General features: G+C 36.4%; 12 protein-coding genes. 11 read left to right on the top strand and 1 reads right to left on the bottom strand.

Annotated features, from left to right (window positions below; genetic code table 11):
- Positions 1-109 precede the first annotated feature (109 nt).
- The gene (locus tag U8521_RS12215; protein ID WP_334352874.1) at positions 110-1183 is read right to left on the bottom strand and encodes a restriction endonuclease subunit S; all 1074 of its coding nucleotides are present in this window, start codon (positions 1181-1183) and stop codon (positions 110-112) included.
- A 133-nt stretch (positions 1184-1316) separates the two neighbouring features.
- On the opposite strand from U8521_RS12215, the gene U8521_RS12210 reads away from it, so the two are divergent.
- From U8521_RS12210 to U8521_RS12160, 11 genes are all read left to right on the top strand, one after another.
- Positions 1317-3284, top strand: a complete 1968-nt coding sequence (locus tag U8521_RS12210) for an McrB family protein (protein WP_334352871.1) — start codon at positions 1317-1319, stop codon at positions 3282-3284.
- Between the two features lies 1 nt (position 3285).
- Positions 3286-4620, top strand: coding sequence for a 5-methylcytosine restriction system specificity protein McrC (locus tag U8521_RS12205; protein WP_334352870.1), 1335 nt, complete (start codon positions 3286-3288; stop codon positions 4618-4620).
- Between the two features lie 86 nt (positions 4621-4706).
- Positions 4707-5510: a TIGR00282 family metallophosphoesterase gene (locus U8521_RS12200; RefSeq protein WP_135372077.1), complete on the top strand. Its 804-nt coding sequence runs from the start codon at positions 4707-4709 to the stop codon at positions 5508-5510.
- Between the two features lie 12 nt (positions 5511-5522).
- Complete coding sequence (gene mutS, locus U8521_RS12195; RefSeq protein ID WP_334352869.1) at positions 5523-8117, top strand: DNA mismatch repair protein MutS; 2595 nt, start codon at positions 5523-5525, stop codon at positions 8115-8117.
- A 14-nt stretch (positions 8118-8131) separates the two neighbouring features.
- Positions 8132-10039: a DNA mismatch repair endonuclease MutL gene (gene mutL, locus U8521_RS12190; protein ID WP_334331618.1), complete on the top strand. Its 1908-nt coding sequence runs from the start codon at positions 8132-8134 to the stop codon at positions 10037-10039.
- A gap of 2 nt (positions 10040-10041) precedes the next feature.
- A complete protein-coding gene (gene ruvA, locus U8521_RS12185; RefSeq protein WP_334331617.1) occupies positions 10042-10632 on the top strand; it encodes a Holliday junction branch migration protein RuvA in 591 nt (196 codons plus the stop codon).
- Positions 10633-10644: 12 nt separating this feature from the next.
- On the top strand, positions 10645-11667 hold the full coding sequence (gene ruvB / locus U8521_RS12180) for a Holliday junction branch migration DNA helicase RuvB (RefSeq protein ID WP_334331995.1): 1023 nt from the start codon (positions 10645-10647) through the stop codon (positions 11665-11667).
- Positions 11668-11691: 24 nt separating this feature from the next.
- Complete coding sequence (queA, locus tag U8521_RS12175) at positions 11692-12726, top strand: tRNA preQ1(34) S-adenosylmethionine ribosyltransferase-isomerase QueA (RefSeq protein WP_334352868.1); 1035 nt, start codon at positions 11692-11694, stop codon at positions 12724-12726.
- 9 nt (positions 12727-12735) lie between these two features.
- Positions 12736-13878, top strand: a complete 1143-nt coding sequence (gene tgt, locus U8521_RS12170) for a tRNA guanosine(34) transglycosylase Tgt (protein ID WP_334352867.1) — start codon at positions 12736-12738, stop codon at positions 13876-13878.
- A 96-nt stretch (positions 13879-13974) separates the two neighbouring features.
- Positions 13975-14427, top strand: coding sequence for a preprotein translocase subunit YajC (gene yajC / locus U8521_RS12165; RefSeq protein ID WP_334352873.1), 453 nt, complete (start codon positions 13975-13977; stop codon positions 14425-14427).
- A 793-nt stretch (positions 14428-15220) separates the two neighbouring features.
- Positions 15221-16369, top strand: a complete 1149-nt coding sequence (locus U8521_RS12160) for an RNA-guided endonuclease InsQ/TnpB family protein (protein WP_334352866.1) — start codon at positions 15221-15223, stop codon at positions 16367-16369.
- Positions 16370-16425 lie beyond the last annotated feature (56 nt).

Raw genomic sequence — 16425 nt, 5'->3', positions numbered from 1 at the left:
TAAAGACATATTTATAAACTTCAAATACTGATATCACTTGGATTCAATTTATTTTGTCCAAGTGGCTAACTTGTTATTGAAATTTTCGAATTTAAAACAGCTAATTTTGTTAAATAAATAGTTTTTGTAGAAGATATTTCTTCAATGTTTCTATGCTTCTTAATTTACTGTGTTGTAGATTTATCTGATTATCAACTAAAGATAGTATTTTCGAAACCTTTTTTTGCTCCTTTAAAGATGGAATATTTATTATTTTCTCTTCCATATTTTTTTTCGTAATATGGACCATCGTACTTCCATTAAGGTCGTTTGTTAATTGTTTCTTATCATATTCAAGTACCTGTAAGGCAAAGTTTTTATTAAAGGAATCAGAGGTCACTATTTTCCATATATGGTAATGAAAAATCACTTTTGGACCATGCCAAATATGTGGTCCAAAAGCTGTTGCCCAAGTGTATAGTAAATCTCCATCATCAACATAATTTTTTTTCGGTAATTCTAAATTTGAAAAATACCACTTAGTATTAGTGTTAAAATTTCCCACTCTTAGAACTGGATATCTACCATTACTTAATAATTCACTTTGTTTAAAGGCTTTACCATTAATAAACTCAGCTATATCTTTTAACTTACGATATTCCCAATCATCATGAAAATCAGCAAATCTAATCTCAGGTACTTTTTCCCCATCTTTAGGGAATAATTTTTGCAATAATCCTTTTTTAAGCTTGGTATATAGATCTAACTGCTGTTGTTGTAGAGTGATAAAGTTATCTACTAAAAATAATACTTTACCAATTTTAACTTGTTCATTAATGTTTGGAATGAAAAAAACAGCTTTTGAAACACGTTTCCAATCCGATCTAGGCATTTTTGTTCCAGAGGTATCATTAGCAACTTTTTGAAAGCTTGAAGATTGTATTAAGTAATAGATGAAAAAAGGAGTTCCTTTTTTTGATCGTAGAACCCAAAAGTCTCCAAGAGCAATGCCTTTAAAGCTTGAAAAAAACCAATTTTTTAAATAAGGACGCAACTTGCCAAACAAAATATCATTTTTTTCAAATACAATACCTTTTCTATTGTCAAACTTTTCACTTATATCTTTATTTAAAGTACCATATCCAGAATTAATATCTTCATATTCTAATTTAGGTAGATTTTTTGAATTAGACGATTTACTAATCCTCGCAACAATTTCAAAAAAGGATTGCTGTTCCCAAGCGGAGGCATAGTTAAAAAGGCCATTATCAATAGAACTTCTCGTTAAGAAATATATATAATATAAATAATAATGCTTTATAACGATGGGAGGGTAAATGATGTTGGAACCTAGTCTAAATGATTTTTACCGTTGGGTTGAAACTAATAAGTCTGAATTATTACATGATTTTGATCAATCCGGTGTTGAGGATGATGTTAAATTAAAGGAACAATTTGTGAAGGATTGGCCATTGGAAAGAATATCTTCAATGAAAATCGACGATTACATAGTTGGTAAAGGTAGAAAAAATAAGTCTTTTTGTTATGAATTAGAGAGTGGCAAATATGCATCCCTTGGACTTGGTATAAAAGGTGGAACTGCAGGAAAATTTGGTATTTATTACTCTAAAGCTAACCATTCGTACTGTAATCAAAATAATGAGGTTATCTCCATTGATCAATCAGAAGAACTCTTTGAGCAAATAAAAAAAGACCTTGTTGAAATCTTGACTAAAGGTCTTAACAGAGAATTTGACGATGTGGTTTTTAATAAGAATAACAGTACCAATTTATTTTTTGGAAAATCTGCAATAACCATAAAGTTATTGTATTGCTACTCAAAAGAAAGCTATTTTTGTGGATTTAATACTGGTAAAAATCAAAAGGAGTTTTGGAGTAAGTTAGTGAAACCTAGTGAAAATGGCTGGGTTTATAAACAAAATTATGATATTACTAGGATTCTTTCTGATAAGTACAAGGAACTAAATGTACAACAAATTGGTATTATTTTATGGAAATATCGTAATTATATTTTGAGTAGTGACACAAGCGATATTAATTCTGAGGTAGTGTATAAAAATAAATATTCCAAAATTCTGATTGATTCAAAGAACGTGATTTTTCATGGTGCACCGGGTACGGGAAAGTCTTATTTAGCTAAAGAAGTTGCTGCAGATATTGTAAGCAATGGGTCAACCACGAAATATGGTGATTTGACTGAAGAAGAGAAACAACAAATAGAATTTGTTCAATTTCATCCTAGTTATGACTATACGGATTTTGTTGAAGGTCTGAGACCTATATTGTCAAATGGTATTATGACTTTTGATCTTGAACAGGGAATTTTTTCCAAATTTGTAAGTAAGGCACGAGACAATTATGAGAATTCTAAAAAGCCATATGAAACTTTGTTAAAAGAGAAAAAGGTTCAAAAAATCTTAATTGATTTCTTTTCTAATATTGAATTTGAAACGCAGCCATTCAAAACTTCTCGAGGGACCTTGTTTTATATTACGGGTGTGGACAATCAGTCAATTAATATTTTTATTCCTAATAATCCTAAAATAAATTCTATTGTCCTTAACATGGAGGAACTCACTGAAATGTTAAAATCAAAAAAAGAATTCAATCAAGTAAAAGACGTAACTAAGTTCTTTAACAAGGTAAATGCAACGCAAAATTATTCTTATGATTTGGCCCTGTTTAAAGTAATAAAAAGTACTTACAAATCAGATGATGTGGGTAAAGATATAAGAATCAAAGAGAAGCCGTTTGTTTTTATCATAGATGAAATTAATCGAGGAGAAATTTCAAAAATTTTCGGTGAATTATTCTTTTCTATTGATCCAGGTTATAGAGGAAAAGAGGGCTCTGTTTCAACACAGTATTCAAATTTACACGATAATGATAAGAAATTCTATGTACCAAGAAATGTTTATATTATTGGAACAATGAACGATATTGATAGGTCAGTAGATAGTATAGATTTTGCAATGAGAAGACGGTTTAGATTTATTAATATTAAGGCAGATAGCCAAATCAATATGTTGGATAGCTTAAAAGAAAAAGATGATGCAATAAAAAGAATGAGATCATTAAATGCTGCTATCATAAATGACACTGAGCTAAATGAAGATTATCAAGTTGGAGCTGCATACTTTTTAAAATTAAAAGAAATCAGTTATCAAGAATTGTGGAATGATTATTTAGAACCGTTGCTACACGATTATGTTAGAGGAATGTATTCTGAAAAAGAGGATATGATGAAGTTTGAAAATGCTTATTTTTTAAAGGATGAAAAATAAAATGAATTTTCTGACAATTAAAGATAATTCATGGACACACAATTCTGAATTTGACTCAGTGCCAATATTAACTAGTAAAGTTGTTAATAAAACTTTGTCAAAATTAAATATGGAAGGGATTTTTATTTATCCCGAATCAGTTGCTGATTCAGTTGATCTTTCTTCAAAGCAAATTATTTTACAAGAGGTTGATAATGGAATTAGGATTGGTAATTTAGTCGGTTCCATAGGTACACATAACGAAAGACTGAATATAGTTTCCAGATTTTCAGACAGTGGGAAAAACTTTTTCTTTCAATATCTTCTAGAAAGAGTTTTGAAAGTACCAAATTTAATGGATTTGAACACTAATTTAGACAATCAAGATGAAATTTCAAATTTAATCATATTTTTATTTCCATTTTGCTTAGGAAAGGCGTTACGAAAAGGTTTATATAAAACGTATGTAAAAATTGATCGTAACGATATGAATCCTAAAGGGCCTATAAATATTTCTAGGCAAAATAAATATAATATACCTTTCTTGGGAAAAATTGCTTATAGTGAAAGGAACTTGTCGATTGATAATGAGATGATGGAATTAATTAGACATGCGATTGAATATATCAGGCTCAAATCATTTGGGACAATTCTATTAAAAGATAGCAAAATTAATGTAGATAAAGTTATAAGTGCCACACCTAACTACAAGATATTTGATCGTAAAGAAATTATTAATTTTAACATTGAGCATCCTATACGGCATGCATATTTTCAAGAATATAGATTACTTCAACGATTGTGCATAAAAATACTAAAAAGTGATCAAGTTAATTTTGGTAATGGCAAATCTGTTGTAAATGGAATTTTATTCGACTGTGCTTGGTTATGGGAGGAATATATTAATAGTTTAATCAGTGATATGTTTTATCATCCAGAGAATAAAACTGGAAAAGGAGCTCAAGAATTATTCAATGGTAAAAATGGAAAAGTTGGTTTAATTTTTCCGGATTTTATTGGTAAAAGTACTCATAACAGAGTAATTGCCGATACTAAATATAAATTTGCTAAGAATATCAAGAATAAGGATTACCTTCAAATGCTCGCTTATATGTATAGATTTGAGAGTAAAAAGGGAATTTTTATTTATCCCGAAAAATGTCAATTAGATAATGACGAATATAAGCTTAATTCTGGTTCAACTTTTGAAAAAAACGTTGGGACAAGAGATGTTACTGTAATCAAAATGGGATTAGAAATACCACAAAAGCAAAGTAGTTATTCAAATTTTAAAAATCAGATTGCAAAGAATGAATTAACTTTTAAAAAGCAGCTAAAAGAATATATTGAAAATTAAAATATACGACCAAGCGTTCGCTTGGTCTTTTTTATTCTGGCTAAAATTGATACAATATCATAGGTAAAGATTGGGGATAAAATATAATGAAAATACTCTTCGTAGGAGATGTCGTGGGTTCTGTCGGCATTAAAGCTCTTGAAACGTATCTACCGGAAATTAAAAAGAAGGTTAAGCCACAACTGACCATTGTCAATGGTGAAAATGCGGCTGGTGGAAAGGGTACTAAAGAGCCGGACTATCAAAAAATCACTCGTGCTGGAGCTGATGTTGTTACGGGAGGAAATCATACTTGGGATAAGCGTGAAATTTTAGATTTCATCGATGATCCTAAGAAAAATATTTTGCGTCCGTATAATTTTCCTGGGAAAAATGTTCCTGGTCGAGGCTTCATCGAAATCAATGTCAACTCAAAGAAAGTTTACGTCATCAATATGATGGGAACGGCTTTGATGCGGGCAATTGATAATCCATTTTTGGCGGCTGACGAATTGTTAGCCAAATTGGATCAAGATGCGGTAAAATTTGTTGACTTCCACGCGGAAACTACTAGTGAAAAAATTGCATTTGCTAATTACACCGTAGGTCGAGTTTCAGCCGTCTGTGGAACGCATACCCATGTGCAGACTAACGATGCACAAGTTATCAACAAAGAGACGGCTTACTTGACTGATGTCGGAATGACCGGCTCATATGATGGAATTTTGGGCGATAAAAAAGAACCAATCATCAACAACTTTCTCACTCAAAGACCGAACAAATTTGATGTGGACGAGGATGGCCGCATGCAGATTGGTTTTTGCGTGATTGAAATTAATGATAAAACCAACAATGCTCGAAGCATTAAGAATTATGTCATTACACCGAACAATCAAACTTTTTTGAATTAATGGAGGGAATTCATGCCTCAAAAAACTAAAGAAACACCAATGATGGAGCAATATCTGGAGTATAAGAAACAATACCCAGATGCTTTTTTGTTATATCGTGTTGGTGACTTTTATGAAATGTTTTATGACGATGCTGTCAAAGGCTCGCAAATTTTAGAGTTAACGTTAACTTCTCGTAATAAGAAAGCAGATGAGGGCATTCCCATGTGCGGCGTTCCCCATCACGCAATCGAAGGTTACATTGACACCTTAGTTGACAAGGGATACAAAGTGGCAGTTTGTGACCAGCTCGAAAATCCGGCTGATGCGCAAGGAAAAATGGTCAAACGTGGGGTCACTCGAGTTGTCACTCCTGGTACGATCATGGACAAGTCATCCCAAGCCAAAGACAACAACTACATCACGGCTATCACTTCAAATAAGGATGGCTTTGGTTTAGCTTACGCTGATTTATCCACCGGTGAAGTCAAAGTGACTTCCGTTGATAATGAACTCGATTTAACTAATGAATTGCAAAATCTTGATACTAAGGAAACCGTTGTCTACGGCAAATTTCCTCAAAAGTATTTAGACCGATTGAGAAAAATTGGTATTCTGATTTCCAAACTAGATGAATTAGAAGAAAATTACAGTTTCGATTTCTCCAAGATCACTTCCGAAAGCGAAGTAGCGACTGTTAAGCTGTTGATAAGTTATTTGATCAAAACGCAAATGCGTTCACTCGACCATTTGAAAGCGGCACAGTCATATGAAACTTCATCATATTTACTGATGGATCACAGTGCCCAAAGCAATTTGGAGCTGTTCAAAAATATTCGCACGAATAAAAAATCTGGAACCCTCTTGTGGTTGTTGGACGAGACTAAAACTGCCATGGGAAGTCGTTTGCTTAAACAGTGGCTGGCACGGCCTTTGATCAGTGTGGATAAGTTAAAACAACGTCAACAATTAGTGCAAGTCTTTCTCGACAATTACTTCCAACGTTCATCGTTCCAAGATTATTTAACTAAAGTTTATGACCTAGAACGCCTTGCCGGAAGAGTTGCGTATGGAACAGTCAATGGACGTGATTTGATTCAATTGAAGACATCCTTAGAACAAGTTCCCGAAATTAAATCAATTCTTTTAGATATCGGCGACGACAATTTATCAGCTTACGTTGAACAAATTGATGAAGTGGCTGATATTCGTGATTTGATCGACCAGGCGATTATCGAAGAACCACCAATTTCTGTTACCGATGGTGGCTTGATTAAGGAAGGCTACAACGACCAGCTTGACCAATATCTCGACGCTTCGAAAAATGGTAAGCAGTGGTTGGCAACTTTGAAAGCTAAGGAACAAGAACTGACCGGCATCAACAATCTGAAAATCGGCTTCAATAAAGTTTTCGGATACTATATTGAAGTCAGCCGCGGCAATATCGACAAGGTTCCCGAAGACCGTTACACGAGAAAGCAGACACTGGTCAATGCTGAGCGCTATATCACGCCTGAATTAAAGGAAAAGGAAAATTTGATCCTTGAAGCGGAAGAGAAATCAAAGAGTTTGGAATATCATCTCTTTGACCAAATCAGAAGCAAAGTTAAAAAGCAAATCAGACGTATTCAAGCACTAGCCAACATCTTGTCACGATTAGATGTTTTGCAAAGTTTTGCAGTCGTCAGTGAAGACTATCATTACGTGGCTCCCGAATTTGTCTCAGGACACCAATTGGAAATAAAAGACGGTCGCCATCCGGTTGTGGAAAAAGTTCTCAGCAACAATTCTTACATCCCTAACGACGTACTTTTCGACCAAAAAACCAATATCTTGTTGATAACTGGGCCCAATATGTCCGGTAAAAGTACTTATATGAGACAACTGGCTTTGATCGTCATCATGGCGCAAATTGGTTGTTTCGTACCAGCTGCTAGTGCCAAGTTGCCGATTTTTGACCACATCTTCACTAGAATTGGTGCGGCTGACGACTTGATTTCTGGTGACAGTACTTTCATGGTTGAAATGCGTGAGGCCAATGATGCCTTGAAGCATGCGACTGAGAACAGTTTGATCATCTTTGATGAAATCGGTCGAGGAACCGCTACTTATGATGGAATGGCGTTAGCCCAGGCTATCATTGAATACATCGACAAGAATGTTAAAGCGATGACGATGTTTTCAACTCACTATCACGAATTGACTGAGTTAGAGAGTCAATTGCCGGGAGTGAAAAACGTTCACGTTGATGCTTCTGAAGAAAATGGTGATTTAGTCTTTTTGCACAAAGTTTTACCCGGACCGGCAGATAAGTCTTACGGAATCCACGTGGCAAAATTGGCTGGTTTACCAGATGAGGTTTTAACTAGCGCAAGTAAAATTTTGTCAGGCTTAGAAGGTAATTCCGTTCACACAACTTTGTCAGAGAGTATTCATGAACCCGCTCAAAGCGTGACACCAGTTGAAGATGATACGCAACTTTCGCTTTTCCCTGAAGAAAAACCAGTTAAAAAAGAATCGAAGAAAGAAAATCAAGTTATTAAGGAATTAACAGACCAAGATTTGATGAGCGTCACGCCAATTGAAGCCATCAATCTGCTCTACAAATGGCAAAAGAAACTTAAGTAAAGAAGGTGGAAATAGTGGGAGTAATTCATGAGTTACCAGTCGAATTGAGCAACCAAATCGCTGCGGGTGAAGTTATCGAGCGTCCGGCTTCAGTTGTTAAAGAATTAGTGGAAAACTCAATTGATGCCAAAGCAACCCAAATCCTAATCACGGTTGCTCAATCGGGTTTGAAGTCCATCGAAGTTAACGACAATGGTAACGGAATCAACGCTGATGATGTCGAAGTAGCTTTCTTGCCGCATACGACTAGTAAAATCGCTAATGACCGTGATTTGTTCAATATCAAGACACTCGGCTTTCGTGGTGAAGCGCTGGCTAGTATCGCCTCTATTTCCAAATTAACAGTTGTTACAAGTACTGACGGTAAATCGGCTGTGCGAGCTAAGTTTTCTGGCAATGAATTAATTAAAAAGGAAACCTTTGCTCGTTCAGTGGGAACAACGATGTTGGTCGAAGATTTATTCTTCAATACGCCAGCTCGTTTGAAATACGTCAAATCACTACATACAGAGTTAAATCGCATTGTCGATATCGTTGATCGTTTAGCGATGGGGCATCCAGAAATTTCATTTCGGTTGATTCATGAAGGTAAGGACTTAGTTTGGACTTCTGGTAACGACAACTTGCAACAGACGATTGCCGGAATATACGGTCGTAGTATTGCTAGTCATATGTTTCAGTTTGAAAACTCAGACCCTGATTATCAGATCAAAGGCTTTTTCTCCAAACCGGATACGACTCGTTCGAATAGATCTTACATTTCACTGATTTTAAATGGTCGCTATATCAAGAACTTTCAACTGACTAACGCAGTTGTCCGTGGTTACGGTTCAAAGTTGATGGTGGCTCGTTACCCAATTGCAGTGATCGACATCAAAATGGACCCGAGTCTGGTCGACATCAACGTTCACCCAACTAAACAAGAGGTGCGTTTGTCTAACGAAGGGCACATTGGGGATTTGATCAGTCAAGGAATCAAAGACCGTTTGTCTAAGCAAAATTTGATTCCCGATGCGGTGAAAAATCTCAATCGCAAACCAGTCGATACGTACAAACCAGAACAGATCAGTTTTGAAGATGTTGAAACGATTGATAAAATCAGTGAACCAATGACGCCAACGGAAGTCGCTCAGCCAAAAGTTACGGCGCATAAAGAACCGGTTGAAAAAGAATTCGTCACGCCAACTGATGGGATGCCGATTTTCAATGATCCAGAGCATTTGAAATCTTGGGATGAACGCTTGAAAAAAGAAGCACAAGTCAAAGTTGTCGAACAACCTGACCAGTCGCCAATTAAAGAACCACAGCCAAGTGGTTTTCCTGATTTGCGTTACATCGGACAGATTCATGGGACTTATTTGGTTGCTGAAAGTAAGGATGGTTTTTATTTGATCGACCAGCATGCTGCCCAAGAGCGAGTCAATTACGAATACTACCGCAAGGAAATTGGTCGCGTGACACAAGATCAGCAAAAACTACTTGTCCCAATTGTTCTCGATTATCCTAATTCAGAAAGTATCTTGATTAGAGAAAAGAAGCCGGTGCTTGAAAGTATCGGGCTGTATTTGGATGATTTCGGGCAAAATAGTTTTGTTGTCAACACGCATCCGACGTGGTTTGTTCAAGGTCAAGAAGAGTCGACTATCAAAGAAATGATTGACTATGTGCTAAATGATTCTAAAATCAGTGTAGCGAGTTTCCGTGAAAAAAATGCTATCATGATGAGTTGCAAGCGTGCTATCAAGGCTAACCATCACATCACGGACCGAGAGGCAATCGAATTGTTGCACAATTTGACTAAGGCTGAGAATCCTTACAATTGTCCTCATGGTCGTCCCGTCTTAGTTGAGTTCAGCAACAAGGACCTCGAGAAGATGTTTAAGAGAATTCAAGATCCGCATGATACCAGAGAAAGTGAGTAATTATGTTTGAATATTTAAATGGTTTAATCGCCACAGTCACCCCTTCTTACATCGTCGTGGATGTTCAAGGAGTCGGTTATAAAGTCCAAGTTGCCAACCCTTATCGTTATGAAGAACAACAAACTGCCAAAGTTTTTGTCGAACAGATCGTCCGTGACAACGAACAAACTTTGTACGGATTTTACGATTTAAATGAGAAGAATATCTTCCTACATTTAATCAGTGTTTCCGGCATTGGTCCCAAGAGTGCTTTAGCAATTTTGGCTGGGCAAGACTTGCAAGGTTTGATTCACGCAATTGAGAATAACGATGTGAAGTTTTTGACTAAATTTCCTAAAATCGGTAAGAAAACTGCTCAACAAATCATTTTGGATCTATCGGGCAAGTTCACTGCTGAAGGTCAGATGACACTAGGTGAAGCTCCAGTAGAATTCAGTCATGGCAATCAAGAATTAGACGATGGCTTAGCAGCTCTAGAATCATTAGGCTATTCATCGCGTGAAATTAGTAAGATTAAGAGTACTTTAGAAAAAGAACCGCACAAGAGTGCTGATGAGTACTTGCGTGCTGGCTTGAAATTATTGAGTAAGTAGGGGGAGTTAACAATCGAAAATCAAAATGATGATGAACGTTTAACTGATGCAGATTCACTCGATAATAATGAGAATATTATTGAGCAAACACTTCGTCCACAAACTTTTGACCAATACTTAGGCCAAGAAAAAGCCAAGAAAGAATTAAATGTTTATATTAAAGCTGCCAAACAAAGACAACAGACTTTGGATCACGTCTTGTTATATGGACCTCCCGGGTTAGGTAAAACAACACTAGCCATGATCATTGCCAATGAGATGGGTGTCAACATTCATACGACGACTGGTCCTTCGATTGAAAAATCGGGTGATTTAGTGGCTGTTTTAGATGAACTCGAACCTGGTGATATTTTATTTATCGATGAAATCCATCGTATGCCTCGAGCCATCGAAGAAGTTTTGTATTCAGCTATGGAAGATTTCTATATCGATATCATTGTCGGCCAGGGTAGTGAGTCACGTTCATTGCACCACCAATTAGCACCTTATACTTTGATTGGTGCAACGACTGCCGCTGGAAAACTTTCGGCACCTTTAAGAGATCGATTTGGAATTGTTGAACGAATGGAGTACTATACCATAGATGAATTATCGAAAATCGTCTTTCGTTCAGCTAGTGTTTTGAACATCAACGTTGATGAAGAGGGTGCTCACGAGATTGCCAGAAGATCACGCGGAACACCAAGAATTGCCAATCGGTTGTTGAAGCGAGTCCGTGATTTTGCTCAAGTCGCTAATAAAGATACGATCAATTTTGATGTCGCTGAATCAGCTTTGAACCAACTACAAGTTGACAACGCAGGACTTGACCACATCGATCGGAGAATTCTTGAGATGATCATTGAACTCTACAATGGTGGTCCAGTTGGTTTGAAAGTTATCGCTGCCAACATTGGTGAAGAACAAGAGACGATTGAAGAAGTTTATGAACCATATTTAATGCAGATGGGATTCTTGAAACGCACTGCCAAAGGCCGTGTCGTAACGAGAAAAGGTTATCAACACATGGGATTGCCTTATCCTGAAGAAAACTAGTCCAACACAAAAAGGAGAATTTTGATGACACTAACAACAGAAGATTTCGATTATGATTTACCAGAAGAACTTATCGCCCAAACACCGATCAAAAATCGTGACCAATCAAGACTATTAGTCCTCGACCATGAAACTGGCGAATATAGTGATAAGCATTTTTATGATATTTTGGATTACTTGAATCCTGGGGATGCTTTAGTAATGAACAATTCTAGAGTTTTACCAGCTCGATTGTACGGTACCAAAGAAGATACTGACGGACACGAAGAAGTATTGTTGTTGAACAATATTGAAGGCGACAAGTGGGAAGTCCTAATGAAACCTGCTCGACGTGCCAAAGTTGGAACAAAAGTTCAATTCGGTGATGGCCAACTTGAAGCTGAAGTCCTAGAAGATTTGGAACATGGTGGCAAGATTATCGAATTCCACTATCAAGGAATTTTTATGGAGATTTTGGAACAACTAGGTGAGATGCCACTCCCTCCATACATCAAGGAAAAGCTCGACGACCCCGACCGTTATCAAACAGTTTATGCAAAAGAAAATGGTTCAGCTGCCGCACCAACTGCCGGACTTCATTGGACTAAAGAACTTTTGAAGAAAGTGGAAGACAAGGGTGTGAAATTGGTTTATGTCACGCTTCACGTTGGTCTGGGTACTTTTAGACCGGTGACTGAATCCGATATTAGTAAACATGTGATGCATTCAGAGTTTTATCGTTTGGATGAAGAATCCGCTAAAACCTTAAATGATGTTAAGAAGAATGGCGGTAAGATTGTTGCTACTGGAACGACTTCAATTCGTACTTTAGAGACAATCGGAACTAAATTTAATGGTGAGATCAAGGCTGACAGTGGTTGGACTGATATCTTCATTAAACCTGGTTATCAATGGAAAGTAGTCGATGAATTTATTACTAACTTCCATTTGCCAAAGTCGACGTTAGTAATGCTCGTGGCAGCATTTACTGGTCGTGAAAATATTTTGAACGCCTACCAACATGCTGTTGAAGAGAAGTATCGCTTCTTCAGTTTTGGTGATGCAATGTTCATTAAGTAGAGGGAAGTTATGGAATCGGCAATTAAATATACATTATTAAAGAAGGAAAAACACACTGGTGCACGTCTTGGTTTGTTGGAAACACCACACGGAACTTTTGAAACACCAATGTTTATGCCTGTTGGAACTGAAGCTTCAGTTAAGAACATGGCTCCAGAAGACTTGGAAAAAATCGGTGCTTCGATTATCCTCGCCAATACTTATCACTTATGGTTAAGACCTGGTGAAGATATTGTTAAAGAAGCTGGCGGCTTGCACAAATTCATGAATTGGGATAAGGGAATTTTAACTGATTCCGGTGGATTTCAAGTTTTCTCACTAGCCAAGATGCGTGATATCACTGAGGCGGGAGTCCATTTTCGCAATCACTTAAATGGTCGTCAAGAATTCCTATCACCTGAAAAAGCTATCAAGATCGAAAATTACTTGGGTCCTGATATCATGATGAGTTTGGATGAATGTCCACCATTCTTTGAAAGTTATGATTACATTAAAAAATCGGTTGAGAGAACAAGTCGTTGGGCCGAACGTGGTTTGAAAGCTCATCGAAATCCTGATTGGCAAGCACTATTTGGTATCGTTCAAGGTGCTGGTTTTGAAGACTTGCGTAAACAAAGTGCCAGAGATCTTGTCAGCATGGATTTCCCTGGCTATTCGATCGGTGGACTTTCAGTTGGTGAATCAAAGGGTGAAATGAATCGAGTTCTAGATTTCACAACTCCAATGTTGCCTGAAAACAAACCGCGTTACTTGATGGGTGTTGGGACTGCTGACTCCTTGATCGACGGTGTTATCCGTGGTATTGACATGTTCGATTGTGTCCTACCAACAAGAATTGCTAGAAATGGTACTTGTATGACAAGTCACGGACGTTTGGTAGTTAAAAATGCTAAATACGCTCGTGATTTCACACCACTAGATGATAACTGTGATTGTTACGTTTGCCGCAACTATACAAAGGCTTATATCCGTCATTTGATCAATGCCAACGAATTATTTGGTATTCACTTGACTAGTTATCACAATCTATACTTCTTGTTGAATTTAATGAAGGGTGTACGTCAAGCCATCCGTGATGATAATTTATTAGAATTTAGAGAACACGTCTTTGAAGAATATGGTTTTAATAAGAAAAACGCCAAGAATTTTTAGAAGATTTTGAGAAGATAATCTTTCTAGTATGGAAACCATGTCATATTTTTGGTAACCTATACTTATGTAAATTATTAAGAGGTGGAAAATTTGAATATGCTTACATTAGGTGCCGGCGCAGGTGCTGGTGGTTCAATGGGTCTATTGCTTTTCGTTGCGGTAATGTTTATTGGTATGTACTTTATCTCTATTCGTCCACAAAAGAAGCAACAACAAAAACGTCAAGAGATGTTGAAGGAAATGGCTGTTGGTGACAAAGCTGTTACTCTTGGCGGTCTAAAAGGAACAATTCATTCAATCAATCGTGATGACAAAGAAATCGTGATTGACTGCGATGGTGTTTATCTAACATTTGACTTAAACTTCATTCGTCGTACAACTCCAGTTGCTAAGACAACAACAGAAGCTAAGCCAGAAGAAAAGGCAGAAACAAAAGAATCAGCAGAAGCTACTGAAACTAAAGAAGCTCCAAAGGCTGAAGAAAAAGCTGCTGAAACTAAAGAAGCAGAACCAGAAGCAAAAGAAGAAGATACAAAAGAGGAAAAATAGTTTAAGTTCTATACTTTGACTGGTGTAGGATCCCGTCCTCCGCAACAAACTCGATTTTGGCTGGAACGTACTGGGCACGACTTGAAGCCTTTTTCAAAACTGGAAAAAGTCTCCAAGCTCGACCTTATTGTAAGTGCTAAAGCACTAACAATAATTTCAGTACTGAGCCAAATCGAGTTTGTTGCTCCGGACTAAATGGTGGTTCTATGTTTTATTTCTTTCTAATGTGAAAAAATAACAGTATCTGTTCAAGAACGTATTAACTTGAAAATAGTCAATTACGTTTTTTGAATAGGTGCTGTTTTTGCTTTGTGTATTATTTATGTGAATTTCACGTTTTTATAGAATATTCTTAATTTATAAATTAAAGATTATGAATGGAAAGGGACATAGAGCCATAAGACGGCAATAGAACCACCACCCCTAAAGAACAACAACTATATAATTTTTAGCTTGACCTAAAGTGGACTTTAAGTACTATCATTAATATTAATCTAGCAACATTTTTATAAAGTTTTAAGTCATAAACCAAGATGTTTAATTTCGCATGATGTAAAATAGAACTACATGATATTTTTTAAAGGAGGAATTAATTATTTGTAAGGATATGGGCAATAAGGAATTTGCATAAAAAGATAAGACTATGTTGTTTGTAGAAAGTCAACCTTAACTATGGTTAATCCCTAAAAATGGCTGACTGTCCAATTTATAGCTTCATTTTATTGTCAATTGTATGAAACGTGTAATAAAACAAAATTGATGAATGATACTGAATTGATTGGTGGTGAAATTGTTGATTCGCACGCTAAAAGTAAGACTCTATCCCAATCGTTATATGATGAAAGTTCTCAATAAACTTTGTGATTATCGTCGATATTGTTGGAATGAAGGATTAGCCACATGGATTGATATGTATGATTTACACACAATCGATAGTACTAACCCGAGACCAAATGTTTATTCCGTTAGAAATGAGTTAGTGACTAATAAGGCTGATTGGCAGTACCAGCTATCGGCTAGGACTTTACAATTGGCAATCTCAGATTTAGGAAAAGCTTGGCAGAATTTTTTTGATAAAACCCAATTGGATTGGGGAAAGCCAAGATTTAAATCTAAAAAGGCTGTTCGTCAAGGTTTCAAAACGGATCGTGCAAAAATCGTCAATGGTAAATTATGTTTGGACAAACCACATGGCATTAAAACTTGGTACGACATTCGTATCAATAAGCATGAAGATTTGTCAGGTGAACTGAAAGTCGTTAGTGTCTATCGTGAAAATGGTAAATATTGGGCTAGCCTTCCTTTTGAAATGGCACCTAAGTCAAAGTTACTGACCAATCAAAATACGGCAGTTGATGTAAATGTTGGGCATTTGAATTATACTGGGGGTTTAATTAATACTTTGCCAAATCATCTAATTCGCCTTTATCAACGTATTAAACTTTATCAAAAACAGCTTGCTCATAAGCGAGTGATTAATGGAAAAAAAGCTAACAAAAGTAATAATTACATTGCGGTGAGAGCCAAATTGCAACGTGATTATCGTAAAGTTACTAATATCCAGCACGACTTGATTCAGAAGTTTACAACTAAATTGGTTACAGATTTTGATAAAATTGTGATTGAGGACCTGAATATTAAAAAAATGCAAATGAGTCACGTTGCATCAAAAGGCCTCCAACAATCACTTTTTGGTTATTTCCGTCAAGTGTTGAGTTACAAATGTGAGTGGTACGGTAAAGAAATCGTACTTGCAGATAAATACTATCCTTCAACGCAACGTTGTTCTAAATGCGGCCATATTAAAAAAGGTTCTGATAAAATCACTTTGCGTGGGAATGCCAAGCATCACACGAGGCATAATGAATACATTTGTTATGATTGTGGGGCTGTCCTTGATCGTGATACGAATGCTGTGGCTAATTTGTTATCTTTAATCTAAATAATTATTACTAAAAAGGGGTCGGCTAAACCCTTAGGCTGTCATAGTTAGTCAAT

The organism is Companilactobacillus miaonis (assembly GCF_036913615.1).
Lineage (GTDB): Bacteria > Bacillota > Bacilli > Lactobacillales > Lactobacillaceae > Companilactobacillus.
Note: the sequence above shows the minus strand (reverse complement) of the source record. Positions and strands in the feature narration are given on the sequence as shown.